Origin of the sequence: Enterococcus sp. DIV0802b, from assembly GCF_050543535.1 — a bacterium.
Classification (GTDB): domain Bacteria; phylum Bacillota; class Bacilli; order Lactobacillales; family Enterococcaceae; genus Enterococcus_D; species Enterococcus_D entomosocium.
This window is the reverse complement of record NZ_CP172941.1, coordinates 2,376,528-2,398,592: the sequence shown is the minus strand read 5'-3', so window position 1 is coordinate 2,398,592 and position 22,065 is coordinate 2,376,528. Positions and strand designations below refer to the sequence as shown.

Below are 22,065 nucleotides of genomic sequence, written 5' to 3'. Positions count from 1 at the left end.
TGAACCTATGAAAAAAAAAGGACTCGCTATGGGACTGTTTCTTTTCTTGGTCTTAGCAGCAATGGGAGGGATGAAGTGGGTGATAGAACAGCAAAAACAGCAAACGGAGGAGTCATCCGTGATCCAGCAAAGCAGCTCGAGAGACGAAACAAAGGAAGAAAGCAGTGCAAGCCAAGAAACCACCTCAGTTTCCACGTCACCTTCTGTTTCAACTTCCGCGCAAGAACAGCCAGAAGAGGCGATAGCAGAAAAAATCGCCACGATGAGTTTAGAGGAGAAGGTCGGGCAATTGTTTTTTGTCCGTGTACCTGAAAGCAATCAAATCGAAGAACTTCAAAACTATCACTTTGGCGGCTATCTGTTATTCGGCCGTGATACCGAAAATGAGACGGCGGAGAGCTTGAAACAGAAAATTTCAGATTACCAAGCAGCCAGCGCCATTCCGCTGTTGATCGGTATGGATGAAGAAGGGGGCACGGTGACTCGCATCAGCCGCAATCCGAACCTTACGGATCAGCGTTTTCTCTCACCACAACAGCTATATGCCCAAGGTGGATGGTCGGCGATCGAAGAAGATACAGCAAAGAAAGCGGAAATTTTAAAAGCGTATGGCATCAATGCCGGGCTGTTTCCCGTTGCCGATGTTTCCACTGATCCGCAGTCCTTTATCTACGACCGAACCATTGGCATGGATGCGCAGGGCACGAGTGCGTTTGTAGAACGTGTGGTTCATGTTTTGCAGAAACACCACGTGGGGTCAACCTTGAAGCATTTTCCCGGCTATGGCAACAATCGTGACTCGCATGTCGCCATCGTCACCGATGACCGCCCGCTATCTGCACTGCGGGAAACGGATTTTCTGCCTTTTGCAGCAGGAATCAAGGCTGGTGCCGATAGTATTTTGGTGGCCCATACGATTGTCAATAGTATCGATAACACTGTACCCGCCTCTATTTCAAAACCCGTGCATGAGTTGCTCCGAAATGAATTGCATTTTGAAGGGGTCATCATGACGGATGACTTGGATATGGCAGGACTTTCTGAGTTCATTCCGCAAAATGAAGCCGCATTACAGGCGTTGCAGGCGGGAAATGATCTAGTGATCTCATCTACCTACCAAGAACAGATCCCCTTTGTCGTACAAGCGGTTGAAGATGGCCGCTATTTGGAAGCTGATTTGAATGCTTCCGTCAAACGAGTTTTGCTCTGGAAAGAAGCATTGCATTTACTTTAAGAAAAAATAAACCTGCTGTTTCCTCCGTGTAAGAGAGTCGTTCTCTTACTGAGAGGAAGCAGCAGGTTTTTTTAGATACTATGAGCCAGTACCTCTAATTCTTTGGCAAAGGCTTCTTGTCCAATAAATCGCAGATAGTCCAAGGCTTTTTCAATCGTGGCCATTCCCAGCGTACGATCTCCTTGGAACAAGGCGTAAATGCCTTCGAAATAACGAATCATCAGGCGGATACGATCATTGTCCGGCGGCAGGTGATCGGCTAGATACGTCAGCACATGCGCCAACTCGGCAGGTTTTTTGCGATCGATAAACAAGAAAGCCGCATTCGTCAGCAATTTTGTGTAGATTTGATAATTGATACTTAGCGTATTGCTGTAAAAAATTTTTTTATTCAGGTGTTTCATTTGATACAAGATGTACTCGTCAGAAAAAAGGAAAAGCAGATTGGTAAATAAGGAGATTTCAAACTTTCCCCACGTGTCGATTCGTTCCAAGTATTTCTTGATGGTCGCTTCGATGATGCAACGTTCTTCCTCGTCGGTAACTACGCCTTTTTTCTCTAAAATCAAAAAGAATTGACTATACAATACATAATAGAAAAAATCCTTCGTGGTTTTATACAGTGCTTGGGCTTTGTTGATCAAAGAGAGTACTTCAGAATAATTGCTTTCATAGTAAGCGGTGGTCAACTGTTTGGATAGCTGTTTTTTCTCGCTGACTTGATTGTCATCCAAGCGATACTCAAATTCCTCTAAGGTGACATTTAAGCGGTCCAAATATTGGTGCAAAATATCAAAGGCGATGCGATGCCCTTTTTGTTCAAAGGTTGCCAGTGTACTGCGTTCTGAAATGTTCTCAACCAATTTTCGCTGTGAGATATTTCGTTCCGTTCGTAACTCTTTTAACAAGTCATTGGCCTTCAAAAAATCCCTCCTAAAAAAGTGGACGGAAAAATAGTCCAAATATGTTACAGCTTTATTTTGCGGGTAAACTTAAAGAAAGTCAATTAAAGGAGGAGAAATGGATGTTTGATTTTTTTAGTTTTCCCTGGGAAGTTGTAGAACTAATGGCTAACGTTTTTTCTTTCTTCAAATAATCGATCCTTTGTGATTGGTTAGCAATTGATTTTTTAACAGGAAAAAAGTATAAGTGGTTTCACGTAATAAGTTACTGTTCATTCGCGCATTCAAACGCCCTCTCCCCAAACAGCTTACCCTGTCAAGGTGCGTAGGTTTGCCGAATCCCTTTTAAAAAAGGAGCAAACACAACAGCGAGTGATTGCTCTTTTTTTGTTGGTCAAAAAACCTACATACGGCATCGCAACAGTCAGTTTTGCTTTTTCTTAAACATTGGTTCATTCGGATCAGAATAGTAATCAGGATTGAATTCATCATCGATCGATACCCCGAAAAGAGAAACGAGACTGGGAAGAAACCCAATCACGCCGAGGACGACGGCAACTGGAAGGTAGAATTTTTTACGCTTGTACCACGGAAGCTGCGATTTCTTTTCCATAGGAAATCCCCCTTTTCGCTTAGTGTAACATGTTCTGAGTTAGGTGTGTTAATAATTACCTTCAATACTTAAAAATATACTAAAGCGGTGTATTGGTACATCTGATGGGGCAAAAAGTTTCGCTAGGTAAATCTAGGAAAGGGTCGTTTTTTGGTCATTGCTGCCAGAATCAAGTTTTTATATAAAAAAGGAACCGAGTAAGAAAGCAATTCTTCTTACTCGGTTCCTTTTATTGAAAATAATCCTTGGCTTGGTCCATCAAGGTTTGAAAGTCTGATTCGTTTTTTCTTATTGCCTCTGTTAGGGTAAACAAATAACCGTTGGGGTCTTTGATGGTCATTTCAAGGGCATTCCAAGGCTTTTCCATCAAAGGTTCCACGATCCACTTTGAGGGAATTTTCTGAGCGATATTCTGAAGATCATTCATCGCTACATTCAAAATTGCCCATCGCCAACAGTGAACGCTTCTGCTGCAATCAGCATCAAATCTTGGTAGTCAGCAAGACGCAGGTGGTCCATCATAACTTGATTTTCTTGATTGCGAAACTGATACAATGACTGGAAACCCAAGATTTCTGTGAACCATTTCGATGATTGCACAATATCTTTTGTCTTCATTTGGTAAAACATTGGCATAACATAAACTTTCATTTTGACACCTCCTCTTGATTAGAGGATACCGCTTGACGCAGCGTCAAAGTCAATAGACATTTTCGTAGTGAAGCAAAGCTTGATAATGGCGTTTCTTTGGCACTTAAGTCAAGGAAAAATGGGCAATAATTTTTTGACTCACTTCATCAGGTGACAAGTGGGTATTGTTGATTTTCAGCGAAGGAATCGTTGGGAAAAGGGTAGTTAATTCCTGTGGCAGGCTTTCTAAGCGATAGTTTTCATACGAAGACAAAAGCTCATTTCTAGAAAAAGCCAGCGCTCTTTTTGACGGCTTTGCGGCTAAACGGTCCTCATGGCAATTGCGCTTTAAACGTTCCTCAATATCAGCCACTAATTCGATAAAATAGACCTCTTGTCGGGCATCGGTAAATAGCTGGGCGATCTCTTGTAAAAAAGCTAAATCTCCCGCTTGATCGAAATCAATCAAGACCGTAAAGATGATTGATTTTGTCGTATTATTGGCTTCATTATGAACAAAGGCTTTGAAGAGTTCGATCCGCGTTTGATTAGACAAAGCAAATGCTGCTGGGCTATAGCCAAGAAAATTCGCAAATAGATCAATGGTCTGGTGATTGAATAATAGTTTTGCATCCAATCGTTTTTCCAGTTCTTTCCCCACAGTCATTTTTCCTACCGCTTGCGCGCCAATCAAGACGATCAATGGCATCACAACACATCCTTTTTATCAATCGTAACAAAGGTGGGCTATCGTGTAAATCCGTTCTTAGAAAGAAACGATTGAGAAGCTGGATTTTTTTATGTGGAAACCAAGGATGCTCTTTTTTAGGTAAAAAGGAATGAGCGAAATTTCTCTGAGACAGGAAAAAAGATCATACAGCATAGTAGTACGGTTTGGAACAACAAAATGACTAGTAGATTGATCGTTTCAAATCGTGAATAAAGATAGAAGTGGATCAGCCATTCGAAGACATTGACAAAGACTAAATAAAGGTAGTGCGCTTTTTTGACCTTGCAGTTTTTCAACCAATAATAGCTTAAGTAATAATCCAGCAAGATCATCAATAATAGAAAAAGTTTGCTAAAAGCCGTCAGATTGTCATGCTGGGAGGCAAGTTTTTGAAAAAATAGCAAAAGTGTGGGTGTCGGAATATAAATAATCAATAAGGATAGAAAAAAATAGACAATAAAGGGCATAGTCATTCCTCCAAAATATTGATAAAAAAAGCATAGATAAATTAGCAAATTTGACCGTGCACGTCAATTGGTTTCGTTATCGAAATTTTCGATAATGGATGATTGGTATTGATTGAAGGAAAAAGGATCATAGGAAAGTCGATGGCTATTGATTCAGCAAAGCGCTGATAGCGAAGGAGTAATTAAGGGACAGGAAAAAAGAAATACTCCCTTTCTTTAATCGAGAAGGGAGTGGTTGATTGATCCGACGGAAACATCTAACCCCATGTCTCATTGAGTTTATCCGCATAAAACAAAAGTGCCTGTCGGTAAGACTGGATGTCTGGATCGCTAGAGGTTTCGGCAAGCAGGGTCAATAATCGTTCAGCGGCTTGCTCATACTCGGCTAGATTAAACAGTGTCATGGCATAGAAGGTTTGCAAAGCATGATTTTTTGGAAACAGCTGCATCGCGTGTAAAAACACTCCTTCGGCTTTTTGATACTTGCCGAGGGCACGATAGGTGCTGCCTAGACCTAGGTAGGCATCTGGCAAGTCGTTTTCTGATAAACCTAACGCGATTGCTTGTTCATAATAAGGAATTGCCTGTTGTTCTTCCCCTAAAAGATCATAGCTCCAAGCCGTTTGGTAGTGGACAAAGGCATCTTGGGGATTTTCGGCAGCTAATTGAATCAATTGTTCATTTGATTGTTGCAGCTTTTTTTCAGCCCGCAGTTGGATCGCAGCAGCTAGTCGTTCATTCATTGGTTCGAAGCTCCTTTTCAAATAGTAGAAAATGACACGGATAACTTGCGAGCCTAGCTAAGGGGAAATATCAGCCCAGCTTTCACCTGCAAAGGAAAAACCGCATGCTTCATACAGCTTGTAGGCTGGCTGATTTTCAACCGTCACTACCAGATAAAGGTGAGTGAGTCCCATGGCTTTTGCTCGTTGGATCAATTCATTCATCATTAGCTTGGATAAGCCTTTGCCTTTAAAGGCTGCGCTCATAACAACAAATAATAGCAGGGGAAGCTCTTGAAACGTGCTGGTTACTACGGCACCGATAGGATAATTATCCATTTGCAACTGAAAAGAAAGCTCTGGACTCAAGGGACCGTATTTTCCGTCAGCAGTCTCTCTCAGCTCTCTTTGCCAGTCAGCAATCGATTCCCCTTCGTCATCCGTCGTTTCATGATAGGCCGAATAAAAAAGTTCTGCGACACTTCGAGAATCCGGGATAAAGGGGTCAAAAGAAAGGGCGGATTCTTGTAAAGCTTTGGGGGTATGTTGTAAGTCACAAGCCATAATGATTCGTTTCATAGAAGCACTCCTCTCTGCTCGTTTCATTTATTATAGCAGAGCAAAGCTTTCTCAAGATCGTTTTTTTCTAATGAAAGCCCAGATACAACGAATTCCTTCGTAGATTGCAGTAAAGACAGCAACCAGAAACAAAAACGACATGTAATGGATCAAAAAAGCCAGTTGAAACCACAAGCCATAGACCATCGGCAGGACGACGAGCAAACAAATTCCTAATTCGATGTTTCGCTTTCTTCTTATTTGAAACCAACGTTCATCTGACATCCTTTTTTCCTCCTGTTCATTCTTTACACACGCTCTCGGATAAATATCCATCTTTTTATAAAATATTCAATATAGTTGCGATATTTTGATTAAAAACTAGAAAATTAGTTTATTTTTTGGTAATCTTGAAGATAAGATTAGAAATAGCTGTTGTTTTTTATTTTGACTTATTATCCCACGAAAGACAAGGTGAGCTCAATGGAAAGAAAACCGATGTATTTAAAAAATGGGCTTCCTCTAACAATGGAGCCCGGTAAGATTTATACATGCCTTTACCGAGGCGGTTATTTTATTTGTGAAGAAAAGGGCCAACCGCTGCCATCGATAAAAAGAGAAGCGAAATAAGCGAACTTCTCACTTAAGATTTGTCAGGGATCGAACGGGTTGTTGGAATTGTTATCTCCTTTTTGGTACCAATCAAATGATGTCTAGCATTTTCAAAAAATCTCAACGTTCTTCATTCAGACCATTCTAAGGCTTAAATTGATTTTGACCGATTTCAATTTAGTAAGAACAATCCGATCACTGACAAATGTTAGGTGAAAAGTCCCCAAGAGACTGAACGAATAGTAATGGTTATTCGGACAGCCAAGAGCAGTGGAATTACGAGCGAACATACAATAGTAGAAATCGTCTTTTTCTCATAAAAAACGATTCTACTTGAAGGGAACATTTTTTTTTGCTATAATAGTTCAGGAATTGAAAAATAAAATAGACAAAGGTTGAGCATTTTTTATGCTTCAAGGATCAGGTTTGCCAAGGGGTGAGGCAAACGTTCTTGGAGGAATGCTGGCCTTTTTTTTGTTATCAGCATACTTCTTCGTGAGGTATGCTTTTTTTGTTTATTTTTCAGTTGAGAATATAAATCACTATGGGAGGGAAATCGATGAGAGAAGCTTTGACTCGTTTACGAGAAGCAGAAGAAGCCAATGAACAGCAATTGCTCGCTTTGAAAAAAGAACTGCAGTCGGAAGAAGCGCAGCAGCAACAAGCATTGCAAGAGCGGGCTTCCGCTTTGGAAGAAGCCCTTGCTCAGGAACAAGCAACAGTCGAAGACCAGTTGCAACAGTCACTAGAAGCACAAAAGCAGCAGCTGGCAAAAGAGACCCAGCAAGTGTTAGATCGTTACCAAAAAAATATGCAAAGCTTCCAAGAGCAAGCGGTTCAACAGATCGTTGAAGGAGTGATCGGAACTTATGGCAGTAACCAAACTAAATAAACTAACGTTGATCACCCCGAAGCACTACCAAGAAAGGGTATTGACGAAGCTGCAAACGATGCAGTTTGTTGAAATCGAGAACGTATTTGAGCAGGAAGCGAACGAAACTTGGCTACGGGAATTTTTTGCAGGAGCCACCCCAGAAGGTGCTTCTCACCAACCAATGATTCGTCGACTGCAAGAAGCAATCCGCTTTATTCGCCAAAATGGTGATGCGAAAAAAGGCATAGAATGGCAACGAGATGCCTTGCGGCTGTCGGACTTTGAAACAAGCTTCGATGAAGCAGCAGCATTGACGGAGCTGGTTGAAGTCGAGAATTTGCAAGAGCGCTGGGTAGAGACGATCGAAGCGATCGAAGCAGCGACGCAGACGGAAGAATGGGCGACACAGTGGCAAAATCTTGACGTGCCGTTGGAGATCGAAGCACCTGCTCATACAAGTTTTTTTGCTGGGCGTGTCGAAGGCCCACGCTGGGAAGATCTAGCTGAAGCCTTGCGACAATTGGAAGAGGTTCATATCGAAGTGATCTATTCTGAGCCAAAAAAAGTCAATTTCAGCTGCCTATTTTTAGCAGCGATCGAAGAGCAAGTGTTCCAATTGTTTCACCGATATGGGGTGAAGAAAGAAACCGGTCTAACATCCGAATCACCAAAAGTGGTTTTGCAAAACGCGAAACAAGCGTTGACTTCCTTGACCCAGCAGCGCAAAGAACTGATTACAGAAATCAGTCAGCACAAACAACGGCTGATCCTGTTACAGCAAGCGGAAGAACTGTTTTTGACTCGTGAGAATCGGGCAATGATGCAACAGCGCTTAGCAGCTGGTCAGACCTTTGCCCTCTTGCGCGGCTGGATCGCAGAAAAGGATCAACCGTTAGTGGCGGAAATGGTCCAAGAATCCTTTGCCAACGAGATTTACTATTCGTTTGAAGAACCCACTTCAGAGGAGATCGCTGCTAATCAAGTGCCAACGAAGCTAAAAAACGCCTCGTTTATTCAACCCTTTGAAATGTTGACGGAGATGTACAGCCTGCCAAAATACGATGAGATCGATCCAACCCCATGGATGACGCCCTTTTACTATGTTTTCTTTGGTATGATGGTGGCTGACTTAGGTTATGGTGCATTAATGGCTGTAGCGACCACGATCGGGCTGCACGCCATGCGTTTGCCCAAAGGGACCAAACGGTTTCTGAAATTGTTCCAGATTTTGTCCGTGCCAACTATGATTTGGGGCGCAGTCTACGGCTCTTTCTTTGGCGCTACATTGCCCTTCCAACTTTTATCACCCTCCGAAGATTTTATGGCGATCTTTGGTCTATCCATGATTTTTGGTGGGATCCAACTGTTTACAGGCCTTTATTTAGCAGCCAAAGAAAATATCCGCAAAAAGGATCTTTTAGGTGCAGTCAACGATGGCTTTGCGTGGCTAGGACTTTTGAGTGGTCTTTTAGTGGCAGCCGCAGGCAATCTTTTGATCGATGTCCCAGCACTAACAACCGTCGGCTTGATTTTAGCAGGCTTTAGTGCCTTATTGATCATCGTGGTACCGATTCTGAAAGGGAAAACCAAAGTGGGCGGCTTCTTTTTAGGGTTGTATGACTTATACGGTGTGACCAGTTACATCGGCGACTTTGTCAGCTACAGCCGCTTGATGGCATTAGGGATCTCCGGTGGGAGTATCGCAGCAGCTTTCAACTTATTGGTGGGCTACTTGCCGCCAGCCGCTCGTTTTTCTGTAGGCATTCTCTTATTGGTTGTCCTACAAGCTTTAAACATCTTTTTATCGTTACTGAGTGCATATGTGCATGCCGCACGTTTACAATATGTAGAGTTTTTCGGAAAATTTTTCACTGGTGGGGGGCGCCAATTTGAAACCTTCAAGCCAAGTGAGAAATACGTTGATTTTGATAAAGAAAATGGAGGAGACAATAAATGATTGATTACTTAATTAATAATAATGGTGGTATGGTGTTTGCAATTATCGGAATGGGGATCGCTACGATCTTTTCTGGGATCGGTTCAGCCAAAGGGGTGGGCCAAACTGGTGAAGCAGCGGCAGCCTTAACGACGAATCAGCCGGAGAAGTTTGGACAAGCCTTGATTTTACAATTACTTCCCGGAACGCAAGGGCTATACGGATTCGTTATTGCGTTTATGATCTATGGTAGCTTAAGTGGTGAAATGTCGACAGTGACTGGTATGGCGTATTTGATGGCCTCACTGCCAGTTGCCTTTACTGGCTTATTCTCAGGAATGGCCCAAGGGAAGGTCGCTGCAGCTGGGATTCAAATTTTAGCGAAGAAACCAGAGCATTTCTTTAAAGGGGTCATGTTCTCAGTAATGGTTGAGATGTATGCCATCTTAGGTTTTGTTATTTCTTTCTTACTTTTAGGAACGATTTAAAGGGGGCGAAGGTATGGACGCAATCGACAAAATGATTGCTGAACTAGACCAAGAAGCGCAGACAAAACGGGAACCTTTGGCTGCCGCTGAACGTGCTAGGATCAGTGAAACGATGGCACGTGACTGGGCGAAAAAAGAGTCGGACTTGCAGCTTCGTGCCCAGCAAGCAAAAAAGCAAGCCGAAAAACATTATCAGCAAGCCCTGAATCGCCAAGCAAGTGCCGCTAAGCAGCAGCAAATGGTGAAACAAAACGAATACCTGACACAACTTTTTGAGCAAGCGTATCAAAAAATGGTTGCCTGGACGCCAGAAGAGCTGCAGTCATTTGCTGAAAATGTGCTGCAGCAGTTGCCGATCAGTGGGACGGTGACCTTCCACGCTGGTCCTGAGCAAGCAGCCCATCTAGATGCCGCTTGGCTTACGTCTTGTCAATCAAAACTACCGTATCAAATCAAAGCAGGCGCACCATTGACAGAAGCGGGCTTTTTGGTAGATGACAACGGCATTCAATACAATTTTACCTATCAGGTACTGCTTGATGAATACAAGAAAGAAACCCGAGAACGGTGGTTGCAGATCATACAACAAGGAGGTTGATCCATGAGGAACTATCATCAATTGAATCCAATCATTCGGCTGAAAGAGATGACGTTGTTAAAGTCGCAAGAAGTCGAGCAAATGATTGCGGCAAAAGGGTTTGCTGAAGTCGAAGCTGTCTTGCAGCAGACCCATTATCAACGCTATTTGAAGCCAGATTTTCATGAACGATTCGAAACCTATCTCGATGAAGAATTGTTAAAGACGATCAAAGAATTGGCCGAGCTGGTTCCTGATCAAGAGATCCTCCGACTGTATATGATGCCTTTTACTTTCCATAATCTAAAAGTCTTGACCAAAGAGTCAGTCACTGGAAAAGATTATGATCATCTACTGATCGAAGACGGTTTTTACACGATCGATGAGTGTCGGACCGCCATCAAAACGGGAACCTCAGAGGTATTGCCTGAGAAAATCGTGACTACGATCCAAGAGGTGCGGGAGTACTTAGAAGGCGGCGCCGTGCTGCAAGGCATCGATATCATTTACGATCGCCGGTATTTACATGAACAACGGCGACTGGCAGATGAAATCAAGATCCTTGAGCTACAAGAAGCTGTCATCAAAATGATCGATCTGACCAATCTAACGATCGCCGCTCGTTGTGTACTTCAAAAACGATCGCGCAGTTTTATGGAGGCAGTCCTAGTGAGTGTCGGCAGTATACCAAAAGAAGAATTTTTAGCGTTTGCGGATGCGTCCTATAGCGACTTTTTAGCCTTCTTATTAGAAAGTGATTATCAGGAAGTATTGCGGCCTTTGATTCATGAACAGGTGATCGACTTTGCTGGCTTGGCACTTTTACAAGACAATTTGATCACAGAAAGCTATGGTCAAGCTCAAACGGATGCTTTAGGACCACTGCCTTTACTCGCATTTTTGAATGCTAAGGTTTTGGAACTGCAAAATCTGCGTATCTTGCTGGTAGGCAAACGCAGCGGCTTTACGGAAGAACAAATCAGAGAAAGGATGCGGCACTATGACTCATAAAATCGGCGTGATCGGCGAGAAAGAATCCGTCATTCCTTTTCAACTATTTGGCTTTCAGGTCTGCTATGCCTCGGAAGAAAAAGAAGTGAAGCAGGCGCTGGCAAAATTAATGAAGAACAGTACGATCATCTACCTGACTGAAAAATGTGCAGAGCTGATTCCCGATGAATTAGCAAAAGTCCAACAAAAAATGACACCTGCAGTCATCTTGATCCCTGATTACGATGGTTCCCGAGGAATCGGCAAACGAATGATTCAAGAAAATGTCGAAAAAGCAGTTGGGCAAAACATACTATAGAGAGGAGCCGATGTTGTGGAAAAAGGAACAATTATTAAAGTATCCGGTCCATTGGTGTTAGCCAAAAATATGGGCCATGCAAGTTTAGAAGATATCTGTTATGTAGGAGATTTAGGCGTGGTCGGTGAGATCATCGAAATGCGCGGCGACGTCGCTTCGATCCAAGTCTATGAAGAAACGTCCGGGATCGGACCTGGTGAACCAGTCGAAACCACCGGTGAACCGCTATCCGTAGAATTGGCGCCTGGGATCATGTCACAAATGTTTGATGGCATCCAACGTCCCTTAGAAACCTTCATGTCTGTCACCCAAAGTAACTTCTTGTCGCGTGGGGTGCAATTGCCTGCGTTGGATCATGAGAAAAAGTGGCCTTTTGTACCGACCGTGGAAGTCGGCGCAACAGTCAGTACCGGGATGGTCATCGGCACCGTGCAAGAAACACCGTTGATCAATCACAAGATCATGGTTCCTCATGGCGTTTCAGGAACAGTCAAGGCTGTTTATGCGGGGGAATTTACGATCGATGAAACGATTTATGTTTTAGATACCCCCAAAGGAGAACGGTCTTTCACGATGCTGCAAAAATGGCCCGTTCGTCATAGTCGTCCTGTAAAGCAAAAACTGAATCCAGTCGAACCAATGATTACTGGCCAGCGAGTGATCGACACCTTCTTTCCAATCGCTAAAGGCGGGGCATCAGCCGTTCCAGGACCTTTTGGTGCAGGGAAGACTGTCGTTCAGCACCAAATCGCCAAATGGGCGGATGTCGACCTAGTCGTCTATGTCGGCTGCGGCGAACGCGGCAATGAAATGACCGATGTAATGAACGAGTTCCCAGAGTTGATCGACCCTCGCAGTGGTGAATCTTTAATGGCGAGAACCGTGTTGATCGCTAACACCTCCAATATGCCGGTAGCCGCTCGGGAAGCGTCGATTTATACTGGGATCACGATTGCGGAATACTTCCGAGACATGGGGTATTCCGTGGCGATCATGGCGGATTCCACCTCACGTTGGGCAGAAGCACTGCGGGAAATGTCTGGTCGTCTGGAAGAAATGCCCGGGGATGAAGGGTATCCGGCTTACTTAGGCAGCCGCTTGGCAGAGTATTATGAGCGTTCTGGAAAAGCGATTTGCTTAGGTTCTGATCAAGAAGGCAGCATCACTGCCATCAGCGCTGTTTCACCATCAGGCGGTGATATTTCAGAACCAGTTACCCAAAATACGTTGCGGGTCGTTAAAGTCTTTTGGGGCTTAGATGCCACCTTAGCGCAAAAGCGTCATTTTCCATCGATCGATTGGTTGAAGAGCTATTCTTTATACGAAAACGAATTGGGTGCCTTTTTGGACCAACAAATGCAAGTAGATTGGTCCAAACAAGTAACAGAAGCCATGCGGATGCTGCAAAAAGAATCTGAGTTGTCAGAGATCGTTCGACTTGTCGGCATCGACGCTTTATCCGAAAAAGATCAGTTATTGCTGGAAACCACCAAGTCTTTGCGAGAAGATTTCTTGCAGCAAAACGCTTTTGACGACGTCGATACGTTTACCTCTCGTGAAAAGCAGTTCAAAATGCTGGAAACGATCTTGCTGCTCCACAAAGAAGCGGAAGATGCGTTGACGCTAGGTGCGTATCTTTCAGAAATCTATGCAGGAACCGAAGAATTGCGAGACAAAGTGGCACGTATGAAGTACCTGCCTGAAACGGAATTAGCAAAAATTCCTGCTTTGCATCAAGAGATCAAAGCAACGATGAAAGAAATTTTACAGAAAGGAGACCGCACCGATGATCAAGGAATATAAAACGATTGGAGAAGTCGTCGGACCATTGATGGCCGTCGATCGCGTCTCCGGTGTCAAATACGAAGAGTTGATCGAAGTCCGCATGCAAAACGGCGAAACGCGGCAAGGACAAGTACTGGAGATCCAAGAAGACAAAGCGTTGGTCCAAATTTTTGAAGGAACCGGCGGGATCAATTTGCGGGAATCTGCGGTGCGTTTCTTAGGACATCCTTTGGAATTAGGCGTTTCCGAGCAAATGATCGGGCGAGTCTTTGACGGTTTAGGTCGGGTCAAAGATGGCGGAGTAGAGATCGTCCCAGAAAAATTTATGGACATCAACGGCGAAGTGATCAATCCAGCAGCGCGGGATTATCCTGATGAGTTTATTCAAACGGGGATCTCATCGATCGACCACTTGAATACGCTCGTTCGGGGACAAAAGCTGCCGATTTTTTCTGGTTCTGGTCTGCCTCATAAAGAATTGGCTTCGCAAATTGCGCGTCAAGCACAAGTGTTGAACTCGGAAGACGATTTCGCTGTTGTGTTTGCTGGCATCGGGATCACCTTTGAAGAAGCAGAATATTTCATGGAAGATTTTCGTCAAACTGGCGCCATCGACCATTCTGTCGTCTTTATGAATCTAGCCAATGATCCAGCGATCGAGCGGATCGCTACTCCCCGAATGGCACTGACGGCAGCCGAATACTTGGCTTATGAAAAGGGCATGCATGTCTTGGTGATCATGACGGATATGACCAACTACTGTGAAGCTTTGCGGGAGATCTCCTCTGCTCGTCGTGAAGTGCCAGGACGTCGCGGCTATCCTGGGTATCTATATACCAATCTATCCACGTTATATGAACGTGCTGGACGGATTCGCGGCTTGAAAGGCTCAGTAACCCAGCTGCCGATTTTGACCATGCCAGAAGATGACAAAACCCATCCGATTCCCGATTTGACCGGCTATATCACCGAAGGACAAATCATCTTGTCTCGTGATTTGTATAAAAACGGCATCCAGCCGCCCATCGATGTCTTGCCGTCATTGTCACGGTTAAAAGATAAAGGGACCGGCGAAGGCAAGACACGTAAAGACCATGCCGCAACGATGAACCAGTTGTTTTCTGCGTATGCTCAAGGAAAGCAAGCCAAGGAATTGGCAGTCGTTTTAGGAGAATCGGCATTGTCGGAAGTAGATAAAACCTATGCCAAATTTGCAGAACGCTTCGAAAATGAATATTTGAACCAAGGGTACCGCACCAACCGTTCGATTATCGAAACCTTGGAATTAGGGTGGGACTTGTTGGCGATGCTGCCAAAAGTCGAACTGAAGCGGATCAGCGATGCCTTACTGGCGGAATACTTACCGGGAGAGGAGAACAATGGCGCAAAAAAACGTTAATCCAACCCGCATGGAGTTGTCGCGCCTCAGCAAACAATTGGCGACAGCCAAACGCGGACATAAATTATTAAAAGACAAACAAGACGAACTCATGCGTCAATTTATTGAATTGATCAAAAAGAATGACCACTTGCGTAAAGAAGTAGAAGAACAATTGCAGCGTGCCATGAAGGCATTTCGCTTAGCCAATGCCACGATCAATGAAAAATACATTGAAGAAATGTTTATTTTACCAGCAACTGAGGTCTCCCTTGAGTTATCCACGAAAAATATCATGAGTGTGGAAGTGCCAGTGATGCATTTTGATTATGACGATACGGTGATGCAAGCGCCGATCGAGTATGGCTTTTTGAATTCCAATGTTCCGTTAGATAATGCGGTCGCCCGTTTTACCGACGCCATGCCGAAGCTGTTGGAGCTAACGGAAATCGAAAAGACCTGTCAATTGATGGCAGGGGAAATCGAACGTACTCGCCGACGCGTCAATGCCCTAGAATATTTGACGATTCCCGAGCTGGAAGAAGCCATTTATGGAATCAAAATGCGGCTGGAAGAAAATGAACGAGCAAACGTAACAAGAATGATCAAAGTGAAGAATAAATCAAAATAAAATGGTATGATAAGTGAAAAACAACTGCAATAAACTAGGATTACCAAGCCATTGGTTTTTGCAAAAGGTCAAAGGAAATGAAAATGAAAAAAAGAAATCGTTTGAAAAAAAAGCTGGCATCGCAACGCTTTTTGATTCCGCAGATCGTCACACTGGTCTTCGTTTTGTTGATATTGGCAGGAACTGGCTTACTGATGCTGCCGGCTGTCACCCAAAGTGGTGAAGGTACCAACTTTTTAGATGCACTGTTTACTGCCACATCGGCTGTTTGCGTGACGGGTCTTTCGACCTTGACAGTAGCCGACCATTACAATCTCTGGGGCCAAGGGATCTTGCTGATGTTGATTGAGATCGGTGGGATCGGCTTCATGTCGATTCCCGTCTTCTTTTACATCTTGGCGAGAAAAAGAGTCCATCTTAGTACCAGGATGATTTTGCGGGAATCATTGAATCTGGATCGGATGTCTGGAGAGATCCATTTGGCATGGTACCTGATTCGGATCGCCTTTTTGATCCAAGTCAGCGGGATTATCTTACTGGCTTTTGCATTCGTGCCCCGTTTTGGTTGGGAGCAAGGCCTTTGGTACAGTGTTTTTCATGCGATCTCGGCCTTTTGTAATGCTGGGTTTGATTTGTTCGGAAACAGCATGGTAGGGTTTCAAAATGACCCGTTTGTGCTGGGGATTATCAGTTTCTTGATCATTGCCGGCGGTCTTGGGTTTCTCGTTTGGTTCGATCTCCTGCATACGGCGTCCAAAAAACGGTCCCTGCATAGCCGCTTGGCATGGATCGCTATGATCGTTTTGGTGGTTTTTGGAACGGCAGGGTTCTTTTTGACCGAAGCCAATTCACAGTTGATCACGGGTGACTCGGTCATCGAACGTTTTTTCCAATACCTCTTCTTAGCGGTCACCCCAAGAACCGCGGGATTTTTCAGTATTGATTACGGACAAATGAGTCAAGCAGGCTTGATGCTGACGATGATTTTAATGTATATCGGCGGGACCTCGGGATCAACGGCTGGGGGATTGAAGACAACGACGTTTGCAGTCTTGATCATCAAGATCCGCAGTTTATTGAAAGGGCGCAGTCGAGCGGAAGTGTTCGGTCGCACGATCAAAGAATCTGCTGTATCGCGTGCCTTTACGTTGTTCTTCCTTACCTTGACGTTATGCTTCGTAGCGATTTTCTTATTGTCGATCACTGAGCGTATGCCGCAAACCCCAAACTTTGGGTTGCCAACCATTGCCTTTGAAGTTTTTTCCGCTTTTGGAACCGTGGGGTTGACCATGGGGTTGACGCCTTACTTGTCGGTTTTTGGCAAACTACTGATCATTTTTTTGATGTTCATTGGTCGAGTCGGCATCATGACCGTTGCTTTTTCATTGATGAAAAAAGCCAACAAACAAGAAGCTGGCTACAAATATCCTGATGAAACCGTGATGATCGGGTAACGAAACAGGGAAACGAAGCACGCTTCGTTTCCCTGTTTTTCGTTTATTGAAGTACTTCTAACATCACATCTCGTTGATCATCGCTGACATTCCCCGCATAATTCGGTGTGATCAAAGATAGACCACCCTTTTTATTTGTAAATAGATACATGTTTTGGTTAAAGTCAGGATTGCTATTGGGTGTGATCTCTTTTGAAAAGGTTAACTGGGTATTCACCTTTACTGTACGAATCCCATTGTCATTTGCTGAAAAGATGCGAATCTCCTTTGTTGCGATCGTATCGACTTGTGCTTCAAAGCTTGCGCTGTCGCCGATCGAAATGATCAAAGGACTCGTGTTTTGAATCGTGACAGCATCTGGTACATTGACGCCATGGAAATAAAAAGTCAGTGAAGGGCCATATTGGGAAAGATCAACGGCATATGGAAACTCATTGGTGGATACTGAGCTTGCTGTTGTTTGCGTTGCGTCAGAGTGATCCGTCGATTGCTGGCTTGTGGTTGAAGTTTTTGAAGTGGAGCTTGACGCTAAGGAGCTGCTTTCAGTCGTTTGCGCCGTCGTGCTTTTTTTGCTTTCAGTAGACACACGACTCTGACTTAGCTCGCTTGTTGATTGCGCGGTATCTTTTTCGTTGTTACAGCCTGTCAAAAGCCCCAAACTGACGAGCGTCAGTGTGCCAATCAAAGAAAATGTTTTTTTCATTGTTTACTTCATCCTTTCCTTAGAATACTAAAGCATCTAAAACAAGCAAACTATTGTGTCAAAAAGCACAATTTTGCTGACATAGCGTTTAAATATTCTTTAATGTTAAAGATATTGTAATCCAGAACACTGAAAAAGAATAGGAAGTTTTTGCTGAATTTTTCGTCAATTCTATCATAAAATATTCATTAACGTCCGCAGCAGCTGGCTAGTTTTGTATAATAAAGTTTCAGCCATAGTGGCGAAGCTTTCTGGCGGCTTGCGTAACGCAGGGATCTAGATTAAAATACCTTGGTATAAGAGAATGGGGTGGTGAAGAGGATGGAAAAAGAACGGATGGGCCAATGGTTAGCCTTCACGAATCAGCATCAAGCGATCGAAGCTCGCTTGGAACAAGCCCTCAAAGCAGAAAGCAATCTGTCTTTGAATGAGTATTACGTGCTTTATTACTTAGAAAAGACCCCCAATCATAGCATGCGCCTCAACGATTTGATCGCCCATTTTGATTTGAGTCAAAGTGCGATGTCACGCATGATCATGCGCATGGAAGACAACCTGTGTGGTGTGATCGAACGGCATTCTTGTCAAGAGGATAAGCGGGGGATCTATATTGATTTGACCCAATCAGGGGAAAAGAAACTGCAGCGCTCAAAAGTCGTTTTTGAAAAAGTCTTAGAGGAAATGCTAGACTAAAGATGTTTTCACTTGTTTTCTCCTTGATTCTTTTGTAATATAGATGCATGTGCATGTATATTTTGGCAAAAGAGAAAAAAATGCACCGATTTGCTTTAAGGATCTCCTTAGGTAACCAAGCCAGTCAGATTTACAAACCGAAATGAATCCAATGGAAAAGGTGGGAAACCCATGCGAAATGTAACAGACAAAGCAACATTTAAGCGCGGATTACAGTTGAAAAATCGAATCATTATGGCACCAATGACGACCAAGATGTCCTTCTTTGATGGGGTGATTACGAAAGATGAGTTGGCTTACTATGGCTTACGCTCTGGGGAAGTCGGAGCAGTCATCACAGCGGCAGCCAATGTCCAAGAAGATGGCAAGGGCTGGGAAGGGGAATTAGGCGCTTATGACGATGCCTTTTTACCTGGATTAAGCAAATTAGCCAGCACCATCAAAACAAATGGGACCAAAGCCATTTTACAGATTTTTCATGCCGGTCGGATGACGGATGACTCAGTTCTACGAGGCACACAACCCATATCCGCCAGCGCGGTTGCAGCTGAACGACCAAATGCCCAAGTTCCCCGAGAAGTTACGGTGGATGAGATATTAGCGATTATTGAAAACTTTAAAAAAGCTACCGAACGGGCGATCAAGGCGGGGTTTGATGGCGTAGAACTCCACGGAGCCAATACGTATTTGATTCAACAATTCTTTTCTCCTCACTCAAATCGTCGATCCGATGAATGGGGTGGCTCACTAGAGAACCGTTATCGTTTTATTGAGAAGCTCGTCGATGAAGTATTGGAAACAGTAGACCAATCAGGTGTGAAGGAGTTTATCGTCGGTTATCGGTTTTCACCGGAAGAATTCGAAGAACCAGGGATTCGCTTTGAAGATACGTTGTTCTTAGTGGACCAACTGGCAGAAAAAGGATTAGACTATCTGCACATTTCTCTTGCAGATTATACCCGTAAATCGATTTCAAAAGCGTATCAAGAAAAATCGATGTTGATGTATGTCTATGAAAAAATCGCTCAGCGGGTTCCTTTGATTGGTGTAGGGGATGTCCGAACGTCGAAAGATGCCGCGGGCTTGCTAGAACATGCAGATTTTGTTGCAGTGGGGCGGGCATTATTGATCGATCCTCATTGGGGACAAAAAGTCTTAGACGGTCAAGATGAGTTGATCCGCACCACGGTTTCTACTTACGAACGTGAGGAACTCGTATTACAAAATGGCGTTTGGGGTTTTATGGAAAACATGATGCCAGATCGACTAAATGAAGAATAATAAGCAGACAACCACCTTTGCCTTGGGCAAAGGTGGTTTTTCGCGATTGCCACTCATTTGGGTCACGTTGAGAAAAGCTGTTTTTTTCTCTAATGAAACCTTGTTAGCTTCAAAATAGCGAATCAAGAGAAGAATTTGAGAAACAAGCCTGTAATCGGAAGAAAGAGCGCGGAAAGATTTTTTTAGTTAAAATACACGAATGAATTTTTGTTTTATTTTAATAAATAGTCAAACAATTCAGAATCATTCATTTTTCTTACAAAAAGATAGCGCAAGTCGAGTTGATTGATAAAAAAACAATCAGTTGTTAGACTGAATACAGGTTAAAAAAACAAAAAGGGGATGTAATGATGAAAAAAGGATTCAGAAATTATTTAGGTTCAGATGAGCGGGAGGCAGGCTATAATTTGTCTTGGGGTTCTATCTTTGCAGGGGTCGTAACATTTATCGCATTGTTCATGACACTGTCAATGATCGGCTCAGCAATCGGTTTTGGTTTGGTGGAACCAACATCAAATAATCCATTAGATGGTGTGGGTACAGGATTATTGATTTGGACAGTCATTACCTTTGTCTTGGCATTATTCGGTGCTGGTTTTGTTTCAGGTGTGGCGGCTCGACGTGTTGGATTGGTTCATGGTTTCTTAACATGGGCAACTAGTATGATCGTGATGATGGTTATGCTCTCTTACTTAACGATCGGTGCATTTTCTGTAGTCGGTTCACTTTTAGGAAACGTTGCTTCTGCTGTTGGCAGTGGCGTTGAAACAGTTGCCTCAGGTGCTGGCGATGTCGCTTCAAAAGCCTTCGATGAAATAACAGGAAACATGGAAGACGTCAATACAGATGAATTACAAGCGAATGTCAATGATGTTTTACAAGATACCGATGTTCCTGAATTGCAACCAGACTACACGCAAAATCAATTGTCTGATGCGACGAACGACATCAAAGATGCCGGCAAAGACATTGCAACCAATCCAAATGATGCTGATAAAATCATTGATGATTTAGCAAGCAAATTACAAGATCGTACTACAACGATCGGTGATTCAGTCGATAAAGAAGCAATCTCAAATGCAGTGGCTCAAAACACAGATCTAAGCCAACAAGAAGCGGAAGAAGCAACGAACAATATCGTGAACGGCTTACAAGATGCTTCTGATGAAGCACAAAAACAAATCGAAAATGCACAACAAAATCTTGAACAAGCCAAACAAGACATTGACCAAGCAGTGGAAGACGCTCGTCAAAAAGCGGAAGAAGCAAGTGATGCAACAGCCAAAGCGTCTATTTGGGGCTTTGTGGCAATGGTCTTAGGACTCGCTCTTACGTCAATCGGTGGTATGGTGGGAGCAAACTTAGTTAAAACTGCTGACCACGAAAACCGTATCTAATTTTACCTCTCATCAAGAGAGCTAGTGATTTATAAACCAGTGAACAGCGTTCTGCCAAAGATTCAAATGGCAGCAGCGCTGTTTTCTGCTTTTAAACAAGCGGTTGAAAATCCCCATTGACGAGTGATTTTTCTCATGCTACACTGGCTCTGAGGATTGTTACCGCTTTAGGCGGGCTATACCTATTTTTTTGTGTGAAGAAATCTAAAGAAGAATAGGGTCGTTAAAATGAACGTAACAAAAGTGATCAATAACAACATTGTGATTTCTGAGAATGAGGAAAAACAAGAATTGGTCGTCATGGGCAAAGGCTTAGGCTTTAAGAAAAAGCCGGGCGATGCGATCGACGATACCAAGATTGAAAAAGTCTATCTCAGTACACAAGAGTGGAATGTCACAAAACTAACCCAATTACTTTCTTCTATCCCTATCGAACATATTCAAGCAGCGAATGAGATCATCAGTTTTGCAAAAGTTTCCCTTGGGAAAAAGTTGAGCGAAAAATTGTTTCTGACGCTGACCGATCATATCAATTATGCTATCGAGCGCTATCAAAACGGCATGGAAATCAAAAATGCCTTGCTATGGGAGATCAAGCGGTTTTATAACCATGAATACCTCATTGGCAAAGAAGCGTTATCGATCATTAAAAATCGCTTGGCGATCGAGCTGCCGGAAGATGAAGCCGGCTTCATTGCTCTGCACATCGTCAATGCTGAGTTGGATATGGCGCAGGTCAGTCAAGTATCGGAAATGGCGAAGATCATTCAGCATATCCTAAACATCGTCAAATATCATTTTTCAATGGAGCTTGATGAGTATTCATTGAACTACGAACGCTTTGTGACCCATTTGAAATTTTTTGTCCAGCGCTTATTCAGCGGTACAAAGCTCGATGATGCAGGAACCGGCAGTTTTATTTTTATGTTGAAAGACCGCTACATGAAGGAATATGCGTGTGCGTTGAAAATCAGTGACTACATCAACAAAGAATTCGGTAGACCGTTAGAAGAAGACGAATTGATCTATTTAACTATACACATCAAACGAATAACAAGTGCTTAGGATTGTTACTGGATTGGCAGGCTATA

General features: G+C 43.5%; 25 protein-coding genes and 1 other annotated feature. Of the genes, 15 read left to right on the top strand and 10 right to left on the bottom strand.

The genetic code is table 11. The features are described 5' to 3' along the window. The first annotated feature begins 7 nt into the window (after window positions 1-7). Window positions 8-1,234, top strand: coding sequence for a glycoside hydrolase family 3 protein (locus tag IGJ12_RS11260; RefSeq protein WP_430619039.1), 1,227 nt, complete (start codon window positions 8-10; stop codon window positions 1,232-1,234). Between the two features lie 71 nt (window positions 1,235-1,305). Here the strand turns inward: IGJ12_RS11260 and IGJ12_RS11255 are convergent, their stop codons facing one another. The 9 genes from IGJ12_RS11255 to IGJ12_RS11215 form a co-directional block, all read right to left on the bottom strand. Continuing rightward, window positions 1,306-2,157: an Rgg/GadR/MutR family transcriptional regulator gene (locus IGJ12_RS11255; protein ID WP_008378897.1), complete on the bottom strand. Its 852-nt coding sequence runs from the start codon at window positions 2,155-2,157 to the stop codon at window positions 1,306-1,308. Between the two features lie 403 nt (window positions 2,158-2,560). Continuing rightward, window positions 2,561-2,749, bottom strand: a complete 189-nt coding sequence (locus tag IGJ12_RS11250; RefSeq protein ID WP_005234854.1) for a hypothetical protein — start codon at window positions 2,747-2,749, stop codon at window positions 2,561-2,563. Between the two features lie 229 nt (window positions 2,750-2,978). Then, the gene (locus IGJ12_RS11245; protein WP_429960630.1) at window positions 2,979-3,176 is read right to left on the bottom strand and encodes a hypothetical protein; all 198 of its coding nucleotides are present in this window, start codon (window positions 3,174-3,176) and stop codon (window positions 2,979-2,981) included. A gap of 8 nt (window positions 3,177-3,184) precedes the next feature. After that, a complete protein-coding gene (locus tag IGJ12_RS11240) occupies window positions 3,185-3,400 on the bottom strand; it encodes a hypothetical protein (RefSeq protein ID WP_429960631.1) in 216 nt (71 codons plus the stop codon). A 103-nt stretch (window positions 3,401-3,503) separates the two neighbouring features. Next, window positions 3,504-4,088 carry an AAA family ATPase gene (locus IGJ12_RS11235; RefSeq protein WP_005234861.1) on the bottom strand — a complete coding sequence of 195 codons (585 nt, stop codon included), beginning with the start codon at window positions 4,086-4,088 and terminating at the stop codon, window positions 3,504-3,506. Window positions 4,089-4,204: 116 nt separating this feature from the next. Then, on the bottom strand, window positions 4,205-4,576 hold the full coding sequence (locus tag IGJ12_RS11230) for a hypothetical protein (protein WP_008378891.1): 372 nt from the start codon (window positions 4,574-4,576) through the stop codon (window positions 4,205-4,207). Between the two features lie 257 nt (window positions 4,577-4,833). Further along, entirely contained in the window at window positions 4,834-5,319 is a 486-nt protein-coding gene (locus IGJ12_RS11225; RefSeq protein ID WP_429969268.1) for a tetratricopeptide repeat protein, read from the bottom strand. 57 nt (window positions 5,320-5,376) lie between these two features. After that, window positions 5,377-5,904, bottom strand: coding sequence for a GNAT family N-acetyltransferase (locus IGJ12_RS11220; RefSeq protein ID WP_430619038.1), 528 nt, complete (start codon window positions 5,902-5,904; stop codon window positions 5,377-5,379). Window positions 5,905-5,928: 24 nt separating this feature from the next. Then, a complete protein-coding gene (locus IGJ12_RS11215; RefSeq protein WP_008378885.1) occupies window positions 5,929-6,141 on the bottom strand; it encodes a hypothetical protein in 213 nt (70 codons plus the stop codon). A 720-nt stretch (window positions 6,142-6,861) separates the two neighbouring features. Further along, window positions 6,862-6,915, top strand: a sequence feature (sodium ion sensor (DUF1646 type); this cis-regulatory element may regulate processes involved in with the transportation of sodium ions). A gap of 112 nt (window positions 6,916-7,027) precedes the next feature. On the opposite strand from IGJ12_RS11215, the gene IGJ12_RS11210 reads away from it, so the two are divergent. The 10 genes from IGJ12_RS11210 (at window position 7,028) to IGJ12_RS11165 (ending at window position 16,900) form a co-directional block, all read left to right on the top strand. After that, window positions 7,028-7,360, top strand: coding sequence for a hypothetical protein (locus IGJ12_RS11210; protein ID WP_008378883.1), 333 nt, complete (start codon window positions 7,028-7,030; stop codon window positions 7,358-7,360). Further along, window positions 7,338-9,299, top strand: a complete 1,962-nt coding sequence (locus IGJ12_RS11205) for a V-type ATP synthase subunit I (RefSeq protein WP_016613540.1) — start codon at window positions 7,338-7,340, stop codon at window positions 9,297-9,299. Before IGJ12_RS11210 ends, IGJ12_RS11205 begins: the two co-directional genes overlap by 23 nt. After that, on the top strand, window positions 9,296-9,766 hold the full coding sequence (locus IGJ12_RS11200; protein ID WP_005225567.1) for a V-type ATP synthase subunit K: 471 nt from the start codon (window positions 9,296-9,298) through the stop codon (window positions 9,764-9,766). Before IGJ12_RS11205 ends, IGJ12_RS11200 begins: the two co-directional genes overlap by 4 nt. A gap of 13 nt (window positions 9,767-9,779) precedes the next feature. Next, the gene (locus IGJ12_RS11195; RefSeq protein ID WP_430619037.1) at window positions 9,780-10,364 is read left to right on the top strand and encodes a hypothetical protein; all 585 of its coding nucleotides are present in this window, start codon (window positions 9,780-9,782) and stop codon (window positions 10,362-10,364) included. A gap of 3 nt (window positions 10,365-10,367) precedes the next feature. After that, the gene (locus tag IGJ12_RS11190; protein ID WP_218193196.1) at window positions 10,368-11,354 is read left to right on the top strand and encodes a V0D/AC39 family V-type ATPase subunit; all 987 of its coding nucleotides are present in this window, start codon (window positions 10,368-10,370) and stop codon (window positions 11,352-11,354) included. Next, a complete protein-coding gene (locus IGJ12_RS11185) occupies window positions 11,344-11,652 on the top strand; it encodes a V-type ATP synthase subunit F (RefSeq protein ID WP_005225570.1) in 309 nt (102 codons plus the stop codon). Before IGJ12_RS11190 ends, IGJ12_RS11185 begins: the two co-directional genes overlap by 11 nt. A 15-nt stretch (window positions 11,653-11,667) precedes the next feature. After that, window positions 11,668-13,455, top strand: coding sequence for a V-type ATP synthase subunit A (locus IGJ12_RS11180; protein WP_218193195.1), 1,788 nt, complete (start codon window positions 11,668-11,670; stop codon window positions 13,453-13,455). After that, the gene (locus IGJ12_RS11175; protein ID WP_005234898.1) at window positions 13,439-14,836 is read left to right on the top strand and encodes a V-type ATP synthase subunit B; all 1,398 of its coding nucleotides are present in this window, start codon (window positions 13,439-13,441) and stop codon (window positions 14,834-14,836) included. The genes IGJ12_RS11180 and IGJ12_RS11175 overlap by 17 nt, the downstream gene beginning before the upstream one ends. Continuing rightward, window positions 14,817-15,446: a V-type ATP synthase subunit D gene (locus IGJ12_RS11170; protein WP_005234899.1), complete on the top strand. Its 630-nt coding sequence runs from the start codon at window positions 14,817-14,819 to the stop codon at window positions 15,444-15,446. Before IGJ12_RS11175 ends, IGJ12_RS11170 begins: the two co-directional genes overlap by 20 nt. Before the next feature lie 77 nt (window positions 15,447-15,523). Continuing rightward, the gene (locus tag IGJ12_RS11165) at window positions 15,524-16,900 is read left to right on the top strand and encodes a TrkH family potassium uptake protein (RefSeq protein WP_086296973.1); all 1,377 of its coding nucleotides are present in this window, start codon (window positions 15,524-15,526) and stop codon (window positions 16,898-16,900) included. A 43-nt stretch (window positions 16,901-16,943) separates the two neighbouring features. Here IGJ12_RS11165 and IGJ12_RS11160 read toward each other — a convergent pair whose 3' ends face one another. Continuing rightward, window positions 16,944-17,603: a hypothetical protein gene (locus IGJ12_RS11160; protein ID WP_430619036.1), complete on the bottom strand. Its 660-nt coding sequence runs from the start codon at window positions 17,601-17,603 to the stop codon at window positions 16,944-16,946. A 321-nt stretch (window positions 17,604-17,924) separates the two neighbouring features. Here IGJ12_RS11160 and IGJ12_RS11155 point away from each other — a divergent pair, with 321 nt between their 5' ends. From IGJ12_RS11155 to licT, 4 genes are all read left to right on the top strand, one after another. Beyond that, the gene (locus IGJ12_RS11155) at window positions 17,925-18,296 is read left to right on the top strand and encodes a MarR family winged helix-turn-helix transcriptional regulator (protein ID WP_016613534.1); all 372 of its coding nucleotides are present in this window, start codon (window positions 17,925-17,927) and stop codon (window positions 18,294-18,296) included. 171 nt (window positions 18,297-18,467) lie between these two features. Beyond that, window positions 18,468-19,577, top strand: a complete 1,110-nt coding sequence (locus IGJ12_RS11150) for an NADH-dependent flavin oxidoreductase (protein ID WP_086316369.1) — start codon at window positions 18,468-18,470, stop codon at window positions 19,575-19,577. A 350-nt stretch (window positions 19,578-19,927) separates the two neighbouring features. Next, window positions 19,928-20,974 (top strand): hypothetical protein, encoded by a 1,047-nt coding sequence (locus tag IGJ12_RS11145; RefSeq protein ID WP_430619035.1) that lies wholly within the window; start codon window positions 19,928-19,930, stop codon window positions 20,972-20,974. Window positions 20,975-21,202: 228 nt separating this feature from the next. Continuing rightward, window positions 21,203-22,039 (top strand): BglG family transcription antiterminator LicT, encoded by an 837-nt coding sequence (licT, locus tag IGJ12_RS11140; RefSeq protein WP_005234912.1) that lies wholly within the window; start codon window positions 21,203-21,205, stop codon window positions 22,037-22,039. Window positions 22,040-22,065: the final 26 nt, after the last annotated feature.